Annotated in this window: 10 protein-coding genes; all 10 read left to right on the forward strand. The window is 46.1% G+C overall.

What is annotated here, in order from left to right; translation table 11 throughout:
- Positions 1–39: 39 nt before the first annotated feature.
- The 10 genes from RQP52_RS03145 to RQP52_RS03190 all read left to right on the forward strand — a co-directional run bounded on the left by RQP52_RS03145 (position 40) and on the right by RQP52_RS03190 (position 17,131).
- Positions 40–906, forward strand: coding sequence for an AraC family transcriptional regulator (locus tag RQP52_RS03145; protein ID WP_379172785.1), 867 nt, complete (start codon positions 40–42; stop codon positions 904–906).
- A 159-nt stretch (positions 907–1,065) separates the two neighbouring features.
- Positions 1,066–2,868 carry a sensor histidine kinase gene (locus tag RQP52_RS03150; protein WP_315949396.1) on the forward strand — a complete coding sequence of 601 codons (1,803 nt, stop codon included), beginning with the start codon at positions 1,066–1,068 and terminating at the stop codon, positions 2,866–2,868.
- A gap of 9 nt (positions 2,869–2,877) precedes the next feature.
- Positions 2,878–4,206 (forward strand): ABC transporter substrate-binding protein, encoded by a 1,329-nt coding sequence (locus RQP52_RS03155; RefSeq protein ID WP_315950375.1) that lies wholly within the window; start codon positions 2,878–2,880, stop codon positions 4,204–4,206.
- A 16-nt stretch (positions 4,207–4,222) separates the two neighbouring features.
- Positions 4,223–4,996, forward strand: a complete 774-nt coding sequence (locus RQP52_RS03160; protein WP_315949397.1) for a response regulator transcription factor — start codon at positions 4,223–4,225, stop codon at positions 4,994–4,996.
- 133 nt (positions 4,997–5,129) lie between these two features.
- Complete coding sequence (locus RQP52_RS03165) at positions 5,130–6,488, forward strand: ABC transporter substrate-binding protein (protein WP_315949398.1); 1,359 nt, start codon at positions 5,130–5,132, stop codon at positions 6,486–6,488.
- Positions 6,489–6,557: 69 nt separating this feature from the next.
- On the forward strand, positions 6,558–7,484 hold the full coding sequence (locus RQP52_RS03170; protein WP_315949400.1) for a carbohydrate ABC transporter permease: 927 nt from the start codon (positions 6,558–6,560) through the stop codon (positions 7,482–7,484).
- Between the two features lies 1 nt (position 7,485).
- A complete protein-coding gene (locus RQP52_RS03175; RefSeq protein ID WP_315949401.1) occupies positions 7,486–8,307 on the forward strand; it encodes a carbohydrate ABC transporter permease in 822 nt (273 codons plus the stop codon).
- Between the two features lie 27 nt (positions 8,308–8,334).
- Positions 8,335–9,363, forward strand: a complete 1,029-nt coding sequence (locus RQP52_RS03180; protein WP_315949403.1) for an S-layer homology domain-containing protein — start codon at positions 8,335–8,337, stop codon at positions 9,361–9,363.
- Between the two features lie 46 nt (positions 9,364–9,409).
- Positions 9,410–10,987, forward strand: coding sequence for a cohesin domain-containing protein (locus RQP52_RS03185; RefSeq protein ID WP_315949404.1), 1,578 nt, complete (start codon positions 9,410–9,412; stop codon positions 10,985–10,987).
- Between the two features lie 237 nt (positions 10,988–11,224).
- Entirely contained in the window at positions 11,225–17,131 is a 5,907-nt protein-coding gene (locus RQP52_RS03190; RefSeq protein ID WP_315949405.1) for a GH92 family glycosyl hydrolase, read from the forward strand.
- Positions 17,132–17,174 lie beyond the last annotated feature (43 nt).

Here is a 17,174-nt window from a genome sequence, read left to right on the forward strand (position 1 = left end):
TTGCTATTGTATAGATAAGCGAGGGAGGTGAGCTTGAAGATGCTTGAAAACATGAACGGGGCTCTATCTTATATCGAAGAAAATCTGACAGACGAGATTGATTTCAAAGAAGCAGCCAGAATAGCGATGTGTTCGGAGTTTCATTTTAAAAGAATGTTTTCGTTCCTGGCTGGTGTCCCGCTGTCGGAATACATTCGCCGCAGAAGGCTGACGCTTGCTGCATTTGAGCTGAACCATAGCGCAATCAAGATTATTGATTTGGCAGTCAAATACGGCTATAATTCGCCTGATTCTTTTACCAGAGCTTTTCAAAGCATGCATGGGATAACGCCAACAGAGGCAAGAGAGACGGGGCAAACGTTAAAAGCTTACCCAAGACTGACCTTCCAGCTCACAATTAGAGGAGGAGATGTCATGAACTACCGGATTGAAGAGAAAGAAGCATTTCGCATCGTGGGACTGAAGAAAAGGGTGCCGATTATTTTTGAGGGAGTGAATCCAGAAATCGCCGCCATGTGGGGAAGTTTAAACGAGGAGCTCATTCTACAGCTTAAATCGCTTTCCAATGTGGCGCCAAGCGGGCTTATTAGCGGGTCAGCCAACTTTTCAGAGGGGAGGATGGAAGAGAAAGGAGAGCTCGATCATTATATCGGAGCGGCAACCACGAAAGAGTGCCCGGATTATCTGGCTGTACTGGAAGTTCCTGCCTCCTCGTGGGCCGTATTTGAGGCTGTGGGTCCTTTTCCGGAAACGCTGCAACAGGTATGGGGCCGCATCTATGCCGAGTGGTTTCCATCGTCGAGCTATGAACAAGTGGATGGTCCGGAGATCTTATGGAATGAAAGCAAAGACGTAACATCCCCTAACTTTAGAAGTGAAATATGGATTCCTGTTTCGAAAAAGTAAGTGAAACTTCATGAACAATCGAGTAGAGATGGTGCTTCCGGAGCATCCTCTCTTTTTTTTGCAACATTTTATTATTATTTTATGTGATCTTTCGCTTATTTCGACAAACATTTCAAATTGAACATGTTAGATTATTCGTGTATTTAATCGGTGGAAAGGGTGAGCGCTTTCAATAATGTCAGCAAACTAATCTCGATTCGCACGATCTTGCTGTCCGTTTTTCTTCTGCTCATGATTCTTCCGCTAGTCGTTATCACGTATATTACCTACAAAAAGGAAAATGAATTGTTTCAAAAGCAGGTTAGTCAGTATCTTCTGCAGACCGTAGGGCAGACTCAGCGTGCTTTGGATGCCAATCTCTCAGAGATTGATCGACTCACTTGGACTTTGTTATATGAACAGTCGCTTGATTTTTTAAACGGCCCCTTAGACTCCTCTTATCCACTGTTCGAAGCCAATCAGAAGTTTAAAAATATGGTCTATTCCAATCTATTTCGTGGCAGGCTGGAGCATATCCGAGCCATCTATTTTATAACAGCTGGACATGAAGTGCTTTCGACAGAAAATTTATTTTACACATATGAGCAAGTTGATCGCGTCAATATTCAATTTGTTATGGATCAAATAGAGCGCCAACCCTTGAAAATGAACTGGTTTAGCGATAAAAGATCGATTTACCGTCTAAAGGACGGTTTCGAAACACCGGTTCGCGCGTCCGTTACGGCTGCTCGGCGTCTGATTGACAGTAACACGGCAAAGCTTCGAGGTTATTTATTTGTGCAATTTAACGATCGTTTTATAAGCGAGCATTTGCGAAATGTTCAAATTGGTTCAACGGGCTCGTTATTAGTCACGGATGCTTCCGGCGATGTGATTTATCAGCAGGACCCTCAGCTGTCTCAAAATAATAAAATAAGCCAAGCCATACAAGCCTTGCCCTCACAAGGTCAAGGGCTGCAGATTGTCGATGGCAAATGGCTGCTCGCCTTCGATACCTCCAAAATTAGCGGATGGAAGATGACGGCGGTCGTCCCTATTAATGAATTAATCGGACCCAATCAAAAAATATTGCGGTATTTGTTAATGATGTCGGCCATTGGCGCGCTTGTCGCGGTAATCGTCTCGTTTCTGTTGGCTACCGCCATTTCGAAGCCGGTTATTAATCTTGCCCGATTAATGGCATTTGCGGCGAAAGACAATCTTCATGTACGGGATACGCAAGGACCCATTCAAGAGATCAGCATCTTGCAATTTAGCTTTAATCGATTGATGGACCGTATTCAAAGGCTAATCCAAGAGAATGAAAAGCAGCAGAAGGAAAAACGCGAGGCTCTTCTTCAAGCGCTGCAAATGCAGATCCATCCTCATTTTTTATATAACACGCTGGATATGATTTATTGGATGGCCAAGAAACATAAAGCGGAATCCATCAGTAAGCTGGTAACGGCTTTAGGGAGGTTCTTTCGGTTCACCCTTAATGCCGGCCAGGAATGGACAACACTGGGGAAAGAGCTAGAGCACGTGGAGAACTATTTACAAATTCAATCCTTTCGATACAGAGACAAGCTGTACTATGAAATTGAGCTGGAACCCGAAGTTGCTTATGTCAATGTGATGCCGCTTATTCTGCAACCGTTAATTGAAAACGCTTTAGAGCATGGGATATCCAAGAGTCAGGATGGCGGAAAAGTCATGATCAAAGCGTTTCGAAGCGAAGATAATGTTCTGATCGTCATATCGAATACGGGTAGACAGGTCGATCTGGATCATGTCCGGCTTTTGCTGCAGAATGCAGCTTCAAACAACCATGTGGGACTGCGAAATGTACAGCAAAGAATTCAGACAGCCTTCGGAACGGAGTATGGCATTGAGGTAGCGGCAGGTGAGGATCAAGGCGCGTTGGTAACGGTTACAATCCCTTATCGATTGGCTACGTTCCAAGAGGATCAAGAGGGGGCATAGCATTTGAAAATGCTGCATTTCAATCGATTAATGTTGGTTTCATTCGTTTTGCTGCTCGTCTGGGCTTTAAGCAGTTTGCTGTTACTGGATCGGGTGACCGTGGATTCTCCTAAAGCATTAGCGAGCCCCAAAAAGATAAAAGTGTTGATTCGTACCGGTACGGAATCTACGGCGATGCGTCAAATCTCCCAGACGTTTGAAGCGGATACGGGCATTCAGGTGGAGTATATCGAATTGGGAAGAGATGTCTATTTCACTTCTGTTGGTACGCAGCTGCTGGCTGGAACAGAGTCGTTTGATATTGTCTCGATTCCGAATACATCCATTGCCCAATTTGCGGCTGTTCATGCCATTCTTCCGTTAGATTCCTTCATGAATGATAAAAATTTGACGGATATCCAGTCGTTTGATGTGAGCGATTTTTTGGCCACTTACCAATATCAAGATACGACATACGCACTGCCGACAGATATTAGCACACACTTCTTGTATTATCGAAGCGACTTAATTCCCCATCCACCGGAAACCTGGGACGAATTATTCGAGCTAGCCAAAACGTATACCAAAAGTAAAAACGCCACTTCCCCCACGAGATGGGGGCTTGCGATGCCTGCTGTAGTGCCGGAAGAAAGATCCAAGATCTTCGCCTCCCTGTTATGGTCGTTTGGAGGCGACGTGCTGAATGAGGAAGACGGAAATGTCTTGTTGGATCGCGAGGAATCGGTTCAAGCCGGCAAATATATGGAGAAGCTGGTTCAGGAGAAAGTGGTCCCGCAGGATTTGCTAAACTGGGATTTCGCCAGAACCCGCGATGCTTTAATCGCAGGCGAGATCGCCATGGCCGCACCTTATTGGAATGCGGCGTATCCAATGATCAAGCAAAACACCGACCCCAATAAAGATGCTATCAAAATCGCGCTAATTCCAGGCACCAAAGATCAGTTTGGCCATATTAAGCGTGTCCCATTTCAGCATGGTTGGACGCTTGCTATTAATGCAAGTTCCAGAAACGCTGTAGACGCTTGGAAATTCCTCGAATATGCAACCGGGAAACGCGGTGGGATGATTTATGCACAGCAGGGGGGGATACCGGCAAGGCGCTCCATTCTAGCTGACCCGTCCTTTGAAGAGACGAGACCGGATTTTGCCTTGATTTTGAAGAGCATGGATATGGCCAAAATTGAACCTTCGATCAGTTATTACCCGGCGATGGTAGAAATTGAAGAAAGGGCATTGGCCAAAATCATTACATCTTTTGCCAAGCCGGAAATATCTTTTAAAGATGCAGCGAATGAATTACGCCAGCTCTCTATGAAAATGAACGGAAATTTGAAATAGGACGGAGGATGACTCGATGACTACGACCGTTTGCCGTGCCGTAATTATTGATGACGAAACCTGGATTCGGGAAGGCTTAAGCGAACATATCAATTGGGAAGCGCTCGGAATCGAACTGGTTCAAGTCTTTCAAGACGGACTTGAAGCTATCCACTATATGGAGGAGCATCCCGTCGACATTCTGTTGTCGGATATTCGCATGCCCAATATGACGGGGCTTGAATTAGTTGCAAGATTGCGCGAATTGGAAAAAGAAAGTCGTGTGTTGTCGAGTACCAAGGTTATTTTCCTCAGCGGGTATGGTGATTTTAAATACGCCCAAGAAGCGCTTCGTTTAGGAGCTGTAGATTATCTGCTTAAACCTTCGGATGTGGAAGAGATCGAGGTGGCTTTGCAGAAAGCAAAGACGCTGTGCGCCAACGAGGCAGCAGCGCCTGATAAACAGGAGCAGAAGGTCGCTGAGGAACCCAGCTCCTACTTGATTAAGAAAGCGCTTCAAATGATGAGCGCCAGGTTCACAGAAGACCTGCATCTGAATCAGATTGCGGATGAGCTGTTTGTGACCTCGAACTATTTAAGTAGGCTGTTCCGTCAAGAAACGGGCAAATCGTTCAGCGATTATTTATCGCAGCTGCGCATTGAGAAAGCCTGCGAGCTTCTTGGCAGCAGCAACCTCAAGATTTATCAGATTGGAGAGTCTGTTGGTTACCCGAATCCCCGATATTTTAGCGAATGGTTTCAAAAACAAAAGGGGATGTCGCCTGGGGATTATAGGTCCAAACATGCTTAACTAACAGGGATTGCGTTTTGTGCAAAATAACGGAATAAAAGATAGATTTACCTCATTAAAAGTAATTCTCCAATTGAGTAAGATAATTTTGTAAAGCGGTTTCATACAAAAGCGATCTGAAAGGGGAAGTACTGTGAAACGTAAATTATCTTTGATTCTTTCGACTGTAACATTAACGGGTTCGCTTCTTACGGCATGCGGCACCACAACGAATGAGGCAACGAACAGTTCGGCTCCAACTCCGGCTGCAGCCGCAAACACGCCTGCCGCATCGGCTGCGCCAGCTACTCCGGCTCCTGCTGCTGGCAAGAAACAAGTGGAAATCTTCAGCTGGTGGACGGGTGCCGGTGAAGAAGCGGGTCTTCAAGGATTAATTAAACTGTTCAAAAATAAATATCCGGACATTGAAGTGATTAATGCGGCTGTTGCCGGCGGTGCCGGAACCAATGCCAAAGCAGTTCTCGCCAGCCGCATGCAAGGCGGAGACCCGCCTTCAGCCTTCCAAGTTCATGGGGGGGCAGAGCTGAATACAGGTTGGGTGGCAGCTGCTAAAGTCAGCCCATTGAACGACCTGTACGACAAGGAAGGTTGGAAGGATAAGTTTCCGAAGGACCTGATTGAGATGGTTAGCAAGGACGGCAATATCTACTCGGTACCAGTTAATATTCACCGGGGGAACGTTATTTTCTATAACAAGAAAATTTTTGACCAGAATGGTTTGAAAGCGCCTACGACATTTGATGAATTCGTTAAGGTAGCGGATGCATTGAAAGGGAAAGGTATTACGCCTCTGGCACTCGGTGATAAAGAACCATGGACAGCTACCATGTTGTTCGAAAATGTCTTGCTCGGCGAATTTGGTGCTGACGATTACAAAAAATTGTGGACCGGCGAAATTCCGTTCGACGATGCACGCGTGAAAAAATCGCTCGAAACTTTTAAAAAGATGCTTTCTTATACAAATAAAGATCATGCTGCACGTAACTGGCAGGATGCCGCCCAGTTGGTGGCCAATGGCGAAGCGGCAATGAACAATATGGGAGATTGGGCAAAAGGATATTTCACAACGGATTTGAAACTGAAAGTAAACGAGGATTTTGGATGGGTAGCTTCCCCGAATACGGACGGCAGTTTCATGGTAGTAACGGATACGTTTGCTTTGCCGAAGGATTCCAAAGATCAAGCGACAGCTAAAGAGTTCTTGAAGGTCCTTGGTTCCGTGGAAGGTCAAGATGTGTTTAACCCGTTGAAGGGGTCCATTCCGGCAAGGGTGGATGCGGACGTTTCCAAATATGACATTTATGGCAAAACCACGATCGAAGATTTTAAAAAGAGCAAGCTGACGCCAAGTATGGCTCACGGCTCGGCAGCGCCTGAAGGCTTTACGACACAAGCGAACCAGGCGATTAATATCTTTGTAACGCAAGGTGATGTGGAGCAAGCAGCAAAAGCACTTAAACAAGCACAAACTGCCAATGGCATGAAGAAATAAGTTTGAAAAATCGTCAGGGCCAGATGTTGGAATTAGGCATCTGGCCCTGTTTTTCTGGAGTGTGAATCGATGAACGCTTTTCGTTGGAAGTCGGAGAAGCTTGTGCCTATCGCCATGCTGATGCCGTCTTTAGTCGCAATCGCCATATTCGTGTATGGTTTTATAGCCTGGACCGGCTACGTATCGTTATCAGAGTGGAATACTCTCGTTAAAAACCTGACATTCGCAGGATTCAGCAATTATGCTTTTCTATTTAATGATTTCCGGTTTCAAGCGGATTTAAGAAATACGGTGATGTTCACGGCTTTATTCATCGCCGGCGGGATGATTGTCGGCTTATTTTTGGCAGTGATGATTGATCGGAAGATACGGGGGGAAGCTTTTTTTCGAAATATATTCGTATTTCCGATGGCGCTTTCTTTTGTAGTAACCGGGGTTGTGTGGCAATGGATCTTGAATCCAACGACTGGGGTTAACTTATTGCTGAAGTCGCTTGGCGTTACGAATGTGCCTAGCTGGTTTGTAAGCACGCAAATTATACCCAAAATTCCAGTAGGCCAAATTGATGTCGGCCTTCCAGTCGCTATTATTGCGGTTGCTATTGCGGCCATCTGGCAAATGTCGGGATTCGCCATGGCGATGTATTTGGCCGGATTAAGGAACATATCCGAAGAACTGCGGGAAGCTGCACGCGTGGACGGCGCAACGGAGTGGCAGGTGTTTCGGAAGGTGATTTTGCCGCAGCTGAAACCCATAACGATGAGCTTGATCATTATTTTGGCACATATCTCCCTTAAGATATTTGACTTGGTCTATGCCATGACTGGACCTGGTGCGATGTTTGTCACGGATGTGCCGGGCGTGTACATGTTTGAAACGACATTTCGCGGAAATCACTATGCCCAAGGAGCAGGAATCGCGATGATTATGCTGCTGCTGGTTTCCTTGCTCATCATTCCTTACTTAATTTCCAACTTGCGCAAAGGAGAGGAATAATATGTCGCTGGAGCGCGTGAATCGTACGCTGTTGTATGTGGCGCTGATCGTTTTGGCGATTGTTTATCTGGTTCCGGTTTATGTCATGCTCATCACGAGCGTCAAGGGACTGAACGAAATCACACTCGATAAAATGTGGGCGCTGCCTCAGTATTTTAACTTGAAAGGCTATCAAGAAGCGTTTAAGAAGCTTGTCCCCAATTTGACGAACAGCTTTTTGCTTGCTATTCCGGCTACGTTGTTGTCTTCCTTGTTAGGCTCTTTAAACGGCTATATTTTATCAAAATGGAAGTTTAGAGGATCGAACTTTTTGTTCTCCCTGATGTTATTCGGGATGTTTATTCCCTACCAAAGTATTCTAATTCCCTTAATTCAGTTTCTGCAATCCATTAAGCTTTATAACTCAATTCCTGGATTGATTCTCGTTCATGTTGTGTACGGTCTGCCCATTTGCACCCTGATGTTTCGCAACTTTTATGTAGGAATCCCAACGGAAGTGTTGGAGTCGGCCAAAATTGACGGAACCGGATTTTTCGGCATTTATAGGTATATCATGATTCCACTCTCATTAACGGGATTCGTTGTAGTAGGCATTTGGCAATTCACGAGTGTATGGAACGAATTTCTGTTTGCCGTTACCCTGACCACCCAGAAGCAGCAACCGATTATGGTGGCTCTGCAAAACCTGTCAGGCAGTCAAATTGTACAGTGGAACGTACAGATGGCAGGAGCGATTTTGGCCGCTTTACCTACGCTGCTCGTTTATATTTTCTTGAGCAAGTATTTTATTCGGGGTCTCCTGGCAGGTTCGATTAAAGGATAAAAGGACGCTCAGAAAGGAACGATCTGCATGAAACATAAAATTTTTGGTATGTACCTCACTCTCATGATCTGTATGTTAATGGTTCCCATTTCCACTTGGGCTGCAGACTCCTTCACTTACACGCTAACAATCAGTAACGATAAACCTGAAGTAGGAAAAGACAAGGAAATTAAGGTGACGGTTACAGGGGATAACCTTCAGGATATTTACGCTTATGAGGTAAACTTTGTTTATGACCCCAACCAATTACGATTTAAGGAGGCGAAAAGCGCGCTAGATGGCTTCTCCATTCCTGCTATCGTGAAAGATAATCAGATTCAATTTGCGAGTACCAAAATTGGCAATAAAGCAGGGGAAAGCGGGAAGGTTCCCTTATGCACACTTACTTTTGAACCGATTGGCAAAGGTCAGGCAGCGGTAGAACTGACGGACGTGAAGCTTGTTACCAGCAAAATGGTTTCTAGTAAACAAAATGCGGGCACACAAATTGCTATGGATATCAGGAACGACAATACTCCTATGTTTCGTGATATTGCAGGGCACTGGGCGAAAGAGGCGATTGAAAGAGCGGCGAAACTGGGTTTTGTCAACGGTTATGAGGATGGCACTTTTAAGCCGCAGGGACTTATCACACGTGCAGAGTTTGCGACCATGCTGGCTCGGGCAATTCAATTGCCGTTGAATGACCAAGATCAGCTTGCTTTCGATGACGAGTCTATGATACCGGAATGGGCTAAATCAAGCATCTCGTCCGCCGTAAAGGCCGGCATCGTATCAGGGTATGAAGACAACACGTTCCGTTCAGACAAAATGATATCCCGTGCCGAAATCACCACGATGATTGTGCGGGCTTCAGGTATCCAGACAGCTGAGCAGCCAATATCGACTTTTGCCGATAAAGACCAAATTCCTCCTTGGGCGTTCGCTTTCGTAGCAGCTGCCGCAGAAGCCGGACTGGTTCAAGGCAAGGGAGATCATCTGTTCATGCCTAATGACAATGCGACCAGGGCAGAGGCGGTCACACTCCTTTTATCTTTGCTTGATTATAAGAAATGACAACCCGTCATTAGTCCATACATAAAGCCAGAGAGGATATTAGACGATGAGAAAAAGAAAAAGGCATAGGACGTACCTTGTATATGCGCTTCTCATGCTTTTATCGGCGAACTGGTTTGCTGATCTCTCACTTGCCAAAGCCGAAGAAGCCATCCATGCCACCTTGTCCGGAGAGGACAAGGTGCTGGTTGGTGAAGCATTTCATTTGACCTATGGATTGAAGGGGGTTACGCAAGCGGTCTATGCACAGGATCTCACAGTTACTTATGATGCTGAGCAGTTAAGTTTTAACGGTGTGGACACAGTAAAGGAATTAAAGGATCAGTTCTCTATTGTCGGACTGTCTGACACACCCGGACGCGTCCGAATTATTGCGGTAAGTCATGGAGCGCAATATGCCATTCGCGAAGATAATGAATTGTTAACGCTTCATTGGAGCTCTAAAAAGCTTGACCATTCTGCCTCATCTGATGTATCTATTAGCAATTTAGTAGTTTCAAACGGTGACGGCGTGGAAACCAATGTAAGCGGAGCGACACATAAGATCCAAATTTCTGTAGATAACTCGCAGCCTGGGGATTTGAATGGAGACAACAAATATACGATCGGAGATTTGGCGATTGCGGCAGCCTCCTATGGTAAAACATCGGCGGACTCCGATTGGGCCAAGCATGTGAAGGCGGATGTCCATCCCGATGGCAGGATTGACATTGCGGATTTGGCGATTATCGCGAAAGCTATCATGAGTGGTTCGCCGGATGTACCGAAGCCTCCCCAGTGGACGGCGGCAAAGCGGCTTGATGTATCCGGAGTGTCAAGTTCAGGCGTGACGTTATCATGGTTCGGAGCGACCGATCCAGACGGGATAACCGACTATAAGGTTTACCAGGATGGGCAGGCGTTAGGCACTGTGACGGGCAATGTCTATCAATACGCAATTACGTCTTTGATTTCGAATACGGCGTACACCTTTAAAGTGGAAGCGGTTAACGCCTCAGGGCTTTGGAGCACGAATGGTCCCAGCGTAACTGTCACCACACAGGCAAACCAGCCGCCATCAGCCCAATTAACCGGTCAGGGATCGGTTGTTTCCGAAGGTCTATTTACGCTAACTTATGGACTTAAAAGTGTAACTGAGAGCATATATGCTCAGGATTTTACACTGACTTATGAGGCAGAACACTTGGAATTCCTCGGTGTGGAAACGCTCCGTGAAGACATGTCCGCTGTCATCGATTCCGAAATGAACGAACAAGTTCATGTCATGCTTCATGCAGGGGAACATCCAATAAAAGAGGACGCTGATTTATTAGTGCTGCGCTGGAAGGCTAAATCCATTTCTCAACCAGTAACAACAACAATGGCGATTCAAGACATCGTGCTGACCAATACAGACGGTTTAGAAACAACAATTAGCGGTGTATCTCACAGCGTTCGCATTACTTTGGTTGATTTAAATAGTGATAACAAAATTTCTGTAGGAGATCTGGCTGTGGTTGCGGCGGCTTACGGACGCTCGTCAGACGATCAGGATTGGGCAAAGTATGAACGAGCTGATCTCAATCAGAACGGCAAGGTGGATATCGACGATCTGGCGATGGTAGCCAAATGGATTTTTCGTTAAAGGCACAAAGTGAGGGGATAGGCGGTAAGCGACCTCACTTTTTGTATTCCTAAATACCGATGGAATGGAAATGTGATTATTTTATCGGAAGAAAAGATAGATTTACCGCATAGTTAAAGCCAGGCTCTTTCAGTAAGATATGTATGGGGAAGCGCTTACAGGTGTGCTTCGAAAGGAGGCTGCTTGACTCTTAACGATTAGGATCGCTTTGAAAACAAAAATGGGAGGTTTTCTGGAATGGGTAACCGGAAAGCTAGGAAATTTCTGGCTATGGCAACGAGCTTTACACTTCTGGCAGGATCATTCTATCTGCCTACGAATCAGCGGGCATCCGCTGCTGCTGCAGAAGGTGCTGACTTCTACTCGTCATTCGAGGCAAGTGACCCCATTGTGACATGGGAAAATAAAGTCGAGGCAGATATCGACGGGAATCCTCTAACTTCGGGGATCGACGGCAATACGCCGTTTGCGGGCATTCCAGGCAGCATCACGAATAAAGTCGTTGAAGTAACTGCAAGAGGAGAGTACACATCTTCAGGTGAAGTCGCCGTCAATTTGATCGATTCAAACACGAATTCGAAATGGCTGGATACGAACTCGACGAGCTGGGTCAGATTCAAGCTTAGTGAAGCATCGGCAGTCATGAGATATGCTTTGACCTCTGCGAATGATTCAGCCGGAAGAGACCCTAAAAACTGGCAGTTTGAAGGCTCCAATGACGGAAGCACCTGGACGACGCTTGATACGAGAACCAACCAGACCTTTAGCGAACGCTTCCAGACGAAAGTATATGACTTCGCGAATGAAACACCGTATGTCTATTACCGGTTAAACATAACAGCAAACAGCGGTGATTCTTACATTCAATTGTCCGAGTTCCAGCTCTCCAATGGCATTGTTCTCCCACCACCACCACCGGCAGATATGAAATCATATGTCTCGAACGGTCCTTCAGGCCTTTATAATGCCAAATCCAATGTCGGATGGACAGGGGCAAAAGCTTTTACCTACTCCGGAACTCACTTGGTTAATGGCAGAGCTTATTCCTATAATAAAGTTTATGATGCCGATATCGCCGTGACGCCAAGTACCGAACTCTCCTATTACATTGCTCCTGAGTTCACAGATAAAGCGCAGATGGATTACTCCAGCACTTACGCAGCGGTAGATCTCGCATTCTCAGATGGCACTTATCTGCATAATCTCGGTGCGCTCGATCAACACGGCGTTAAACTTAATCCTCAAGATCAAGGCAACTCCAAGACACTCTACAACAACCAATGGAACTTCAAAAAATCCAACATCGGGTCCGTAGCCGCCGGAAAAACAATTAAACGCATTCTGGTTGCGTACGATAATCCAGCAGCGAAAACCGGTACAGGATTTAAAGGCACAATCGATGATATCAAAATTGTAGGGAATCCCGCTCCTGTAAATTACAGCCGGCTCTCCGATTATGCCAACATTCTTAGAGGTACACAGTCCAATGGAACGTTCTCCAGAGGAAATAATATTCCAGCCGTTGCAGTTCCGCACGGATTTAATTTCTGGATACCGAAAACAAACGCAAGCTCAGACTGGGCTTATTATTACAATCAAAGCAATAACGCGAACAACTTACCTACGATTCAAGCGTTCGCATTAAGCCATGAGCCAAGCCCTTGGATGGGGGATCGGCAAACCTTCCATGTGATGCCATCCGACACGGTGGGAACGCCCAATATTAGCCGTACGACAAGGGCACTACCTTTCAAGCACGAGAACGAAATCGCGAAGCCGTACTATTATGGCGTGACTTTTGAGAACGGTCTCAAAACGGAATTCACGCCTACCGATCATGCAGCGATGTTCCGATTCACATTTGCTGGGGATTCGTCTAATCTGCTTTTTGACAACCAAAGCAATAGTGGCGGTATTACGCTGGATGCGGCTAACAATGCCATCTCCGGCTACTCCGATCAAAAAAGCGGCCTTTCCACAGGCGCAACGCGCATCTTCATCTATGCGACCTTCGATAAGCCGGTTACAGCAAGCGGCAAGTTGACGGGCAGTGGCGGTGGTGGAACCAATGTGCAGGCCTATTACAAATTCGACACCACGATAAATAAAGTGGTTACGATGAAGATCGCAACTTCTTTAATCAGCTTAGAGCAAGCCAAGAAAAACCTGGAGCTGGAAATCAGTCCTACGGATACTTTTGAAACGATTAAAGAAAAAGCTCAAACACAGTGGGATCAACAAATGGGCATCATTCAGGTTGAAGGTGCCACAGAAGATCAACTGATTACTTTATACTCCAACATGTACCGTTTATTCTTGTATCCAAACTCAGCTTTTGAGAATGTGGGCACGAATGAAGCGCCGGTTTACAAACATGCGGATCAAACGCCGATTACATCATGTTCGACAAGTACGGCAACCACATCATGCGCCAAAATTAACGATGGCAAAATTTATGTTAACAACGGTTTCTGGGATACGTACCGTACGGCATGGCCGGCCTATTCTTTGCTAACACCATCTAAGGCTGGCGAATTTATTGACGGCTTCGTTCAGCACTATCGGGATGGCGGTTGGATTTCCAGATGGTCCTCTCCTGGTTATGCCAACTTGATGGTAGGAACAAGCGCGAATGTTGCTTTTGCGGATGCGTATTTAAAAGGTGTTACGAACTTCGACGTTCAAAGCTTCTATCAGTCTGCGTTGAAAGATGCTGCCGTCACTCCGCCAAATGCCAATGTAGGCAGAAAAGGGATGGCTACCTCCGTTTTCGACGGCTATACGAATACGGATACAGGTGAAGGTTTGGCATGGGCTGTGGATGGCTATATCAATGATTTTGGTATTGCCAACCTGGCTGATGCACTCGCAAAGAAAAATGACACCAGCGATGCTTATAACGCTCATTACAAAGATGACCAACAATATTACATTAATCGGGCACAAAATTATGTTAACATGTTTAATCCTGATTTAGGATTCTTCAATGGCCGAACGGCAAGTGGTGCCTGGAGATCTTCACAAGCCAATTTCGATCCTAGAAATTGGGGCAGCGATTACACAGAAACGAATGCGTGGAACATGGCATTCCATGCTCCGCAGGATGGCCAAGGATTGGCCAATTTGTACGGCGGTAGAGCGAAGTTGGCCGAAAAACTTGATCAATTCTTCAGCATACCGGAACCTGCTTCCAGCTCCAATGCCGGTTCATACGGTGGTGTCATCCATGAAATGACGGAAGCTAGGGACGTAAGAATGGGGCAGTACGGACACAGCAACCAGCCGTCTCACCATATTATCTACATGTATGATTATGCAGGGCAGCCTTGGAAGACACAGGAGAAAGTTCGTGAAGCTTTAGACCGTTTGTATCTTGGAAGCCAAATTGGCCAAGGTTATGCGGGTGATGAGGATAATGGTGAAATGTCTGCTTGGTATATTTTCGGAGCATTAGGTTTCTATCCGCTCAAAATGGGCAGCCCGGAATATGCGGTCGGCGCTCCATTGTTCAAAAAAGCGACGATCCAACTTGATAATGGCAAAAAACTCGTTGTTAATGCACCGAATAACAGCAAAGAAAATAAATACGTTCAAAGCTTGAAAGTGAATGGCGAAGCCTATACGCAAACATCGCTGCCGCATGCGGTACTTGCAGCCGGAGCTACGCTGGACTTTGACATGGGATCAACGCCTTCTACATGGGGAAGCGGCGAAAATGACGTTCCGTCATCCATTACTCAAGGGTCTGCCGTTCCTGCTCCATTAAAAGACATGACAGATAAATTGGTTGCTCAAGGGTTTGCTAAAGTAACCGACAGTACGAACAGCTCCACAATCGGCAACTTGTTTGATAACAGTTCGAATACCCGAGTTACGTTAAACAGCGCGAAGCCATGGATTCAATATCAATTCCTCGGCTCGAAAAAGCAGGCGGCTATGTATACATTGACTTCGGGCAATACAGACGGCGATGCGAAAAGCTGGATGCTGAAGGGCTCCAATGATGGTCAGAATTGGACAATATTGGATCAAAGAACGAATGAAACTTTCGCATGGCGTTCGTATACCCGACCATTTACCATTCAGACTCCGGGTAAATATGAATTCTACCGATTAGAAGTTACAGAAAATTCGGGAACCGCCACCACTTCATTTGCGGAAATTGAGCTCCTGGGCTACCCGACTCCTCCTGTAAACGATGAAACAGCGGTAGCGGAAACCGTTAAAGGCCTGGATTTAGGAAATACCAGTGCTGTGACAAAGAAGCTAACCTTGCCTACTGGCAACTTTGAATTTGGCACTACGATTACATGGGTAAGCTCAAATCCAGCGGTTGTTTCTAACGAAGGTAAAATTATAAAACGTCCTGACTTTGGGCAGCCGGATGTGAGCTTAACGTTAACCGCATCGGTGAATAAAGGCAGCGTGAGCGCTACGAAGGTCATTACGATCACGGTGCTTGCTCTCAATGAAACGGATCTAAGCTATGAAGCCGGCGTTGATTTCAAAACGGGGCTTGAGGCCGGAGATATCATGCCGACTTGGGAAAACCGTACGATCGAATCGAAGAACATCGGCGAATTCTGCTGTGGAATCGGCGGTGTTGAAACGAAGGTTGGTACACCTGGACGAAATAACAGCACAAGTGCGATCTTGTATTCCGGTAATGCGACCAATGCTGTAGAGAACTATGCTTATAATCAAATGTTTGACGCTGATTTTGACATTAAACCTTCTACAGTGCTTTCTTACTGGATAAATCCGGAAGGCAGCGCAGGAACCGTACTGCCTGGTAATGTGAGAACAACAAGCCAAAATTACGCGGTTGACTTGCTGTTCACCGATGGAACGTATCTGCACAATTTGAGTGCCGTCGATCAAAACGGTGTCGGTCTTAATCCGCTGGCACAAGGAAATGGCGGTAAACTTGTTTCCGATCAATGGAATTTTGTGACATCGAATATCGGAGCTGTGGCTGCTGGGAAAAGGGTAGATAAAATACTTATTTCCTTTAATGCTACAGGGAAAACCGGATATTCACGCGGGTATTTCGATGATATTTCCATTGAACACGGCAAGAGCGAAGCAACGGCGTTCTTAAGCGGCAGCTCCGTCGTTTCAGCCGGTCAAACGTTTAATTTGACGTATGGATTAGGCGGAGTGACACAAAGCGTGTATGGCCAAGATTTTACGATTACGTATAATTCGGATATTTTTGAATTGCTTTCCGCCAAATCGGCGAAGGAAAAAGATTTCGTGATCGTGGACGAGAAAAAAGCTCCTGGTCAAAGCCGATACCTTGCCGTTCATGTTGGCCCAAGTGCTTCCCAGCCAAACGGTGCCCTGCTGTCGCTTCAATTCAAAGCGAAGACATCGGAAATTGGCGCAGCCGGCACCGTCGCGGTTTCCCAACTTGTGATTGCCGATGGAGAAGGGAAAGAGACCGAAATGCCTGGCGTTTCGAAACTGATCAGCATTAAAGCGGTGGATAAAACAGCGCTGAACAGCCTGATTACAGAGGCGCAAGCGGTACACGATGCAGCTGTGGAAGGAACCAAATACGGTCAATACCCGGTAGGTTCCAAAGCAATTCTACAAGCGGCTATCGATACGGCTAAGGCAGTAGCAGCGAAACTGCAGGCTACACAGGATGAAGTAGACCTGGCAAGAACTCAGCTGAATGCAGCTTTGCAAACGTTCAAAAACGCAATCAACAGCACAGTGGATAAAGCGGCACTGAATACCTTGATTGCAGAAGCACAATCCACGCATGATGCAGCCGTAGAAGGCACCAAAACCGGCGAGTATCCTGCAGGCGCTAAAGCACTTCTGCAAGCGGCCATTAACGCAGCCAGCCAGATCGCTAGTGACGCAGCGGCTACGCAATCTCAAGTAGATCAAGCTGTGACCGAACTGAACTCGGCTCTGCAAGGCTTCCTTGCATCGGTGAATACACGCGTACCTGAGGATATGAATGGTGACGATAAGTTTACCATTGGTGACTTGGCTATTGTGGCTGCTTATTATGGTAAAACTGATCAGGATGCTAATTGGAACCTGTACAAAAAAGCAGATTTGAATAACGATAAAAGAATTGATGTCGCTGACCTTGCGATCATTGCAAGTAAAATTTTGAATCAATAACAAGATATCGGGAGGATGGCAGGCGGTAACGTCTTCCTCCCGA

Source organism: Paenibacillus violae (genome assembly GCF_032461945.1).
Taxonomy (GTDB): domain Bacteria; phylum Bacillota; class Bacilli; order Paenibacillales; family NBRC-103111; genus Paenibacillus_E; species Paenibacillus_E violae.

What these genes read in the sequence shown, in the direction of transcription:
- RQP52_RS03145 (WP_379172785.1), top strand. Translation starts at nt 40, where the DNA reads ATGCTTGAAAACATGAACGGGGCTCTATCTTATATCGAAGAAAATCTG.
- RQP52_RS03155 (WP_315950375.1), top strand. Translation starts at nt 2,878, where the DNA reads ATGCTGCATTTCAATCGATTAATGTTGGTTTCATTCGTTTTGCTGCTC.
- RQP52_RS03160 (WP_315949397.1), top strand. Translation starts at nt 4,223, where the DNA reads ATGACTACGACCGTTTGCCGTGCCGTAATTATTGATGACGAAACCTGG.
- RQP52_RS03170 (WP_315949400.1), top strand. Translation starts at nt 6,558, where the DNA reads ATGAACGCTTTTCGTTGGAAGTCGGAGAAGCTTGTGCCTATCGCCATG.
- RQP52_RS03175 (WP_315949401.1), top strand. Translation starts at nt 7,486, where the DNA reads ATGTCGCTGGAGCGCGTGAATCGTACGCTGTTGTATGTGGCGCTGATC.
- RQP52_RS03180 (WP_315949403.1), top strand. Translation starts at nt 8,335, where the DNA reads ATGAAACATAAAATTTTTGGTATGTACCTCACTCTCATGATCTGTATG.
- RQP52_RS03185 (WP_315949404.1), top strand. Translation starts at nt 9,410, where the DNA reads ATGAGAAAAAGAAAAAGGCATAGGACGTACCTTGTATATGCGCTTCTC.
- RQP52_RS03190 (WP_315949405.1), top strand. Translation starts at nt 11,225, where the DNA reads ATGGGTAACCGGAAAGCTAGGAAATTTCTGGCTATGGCAACGAGCTTT.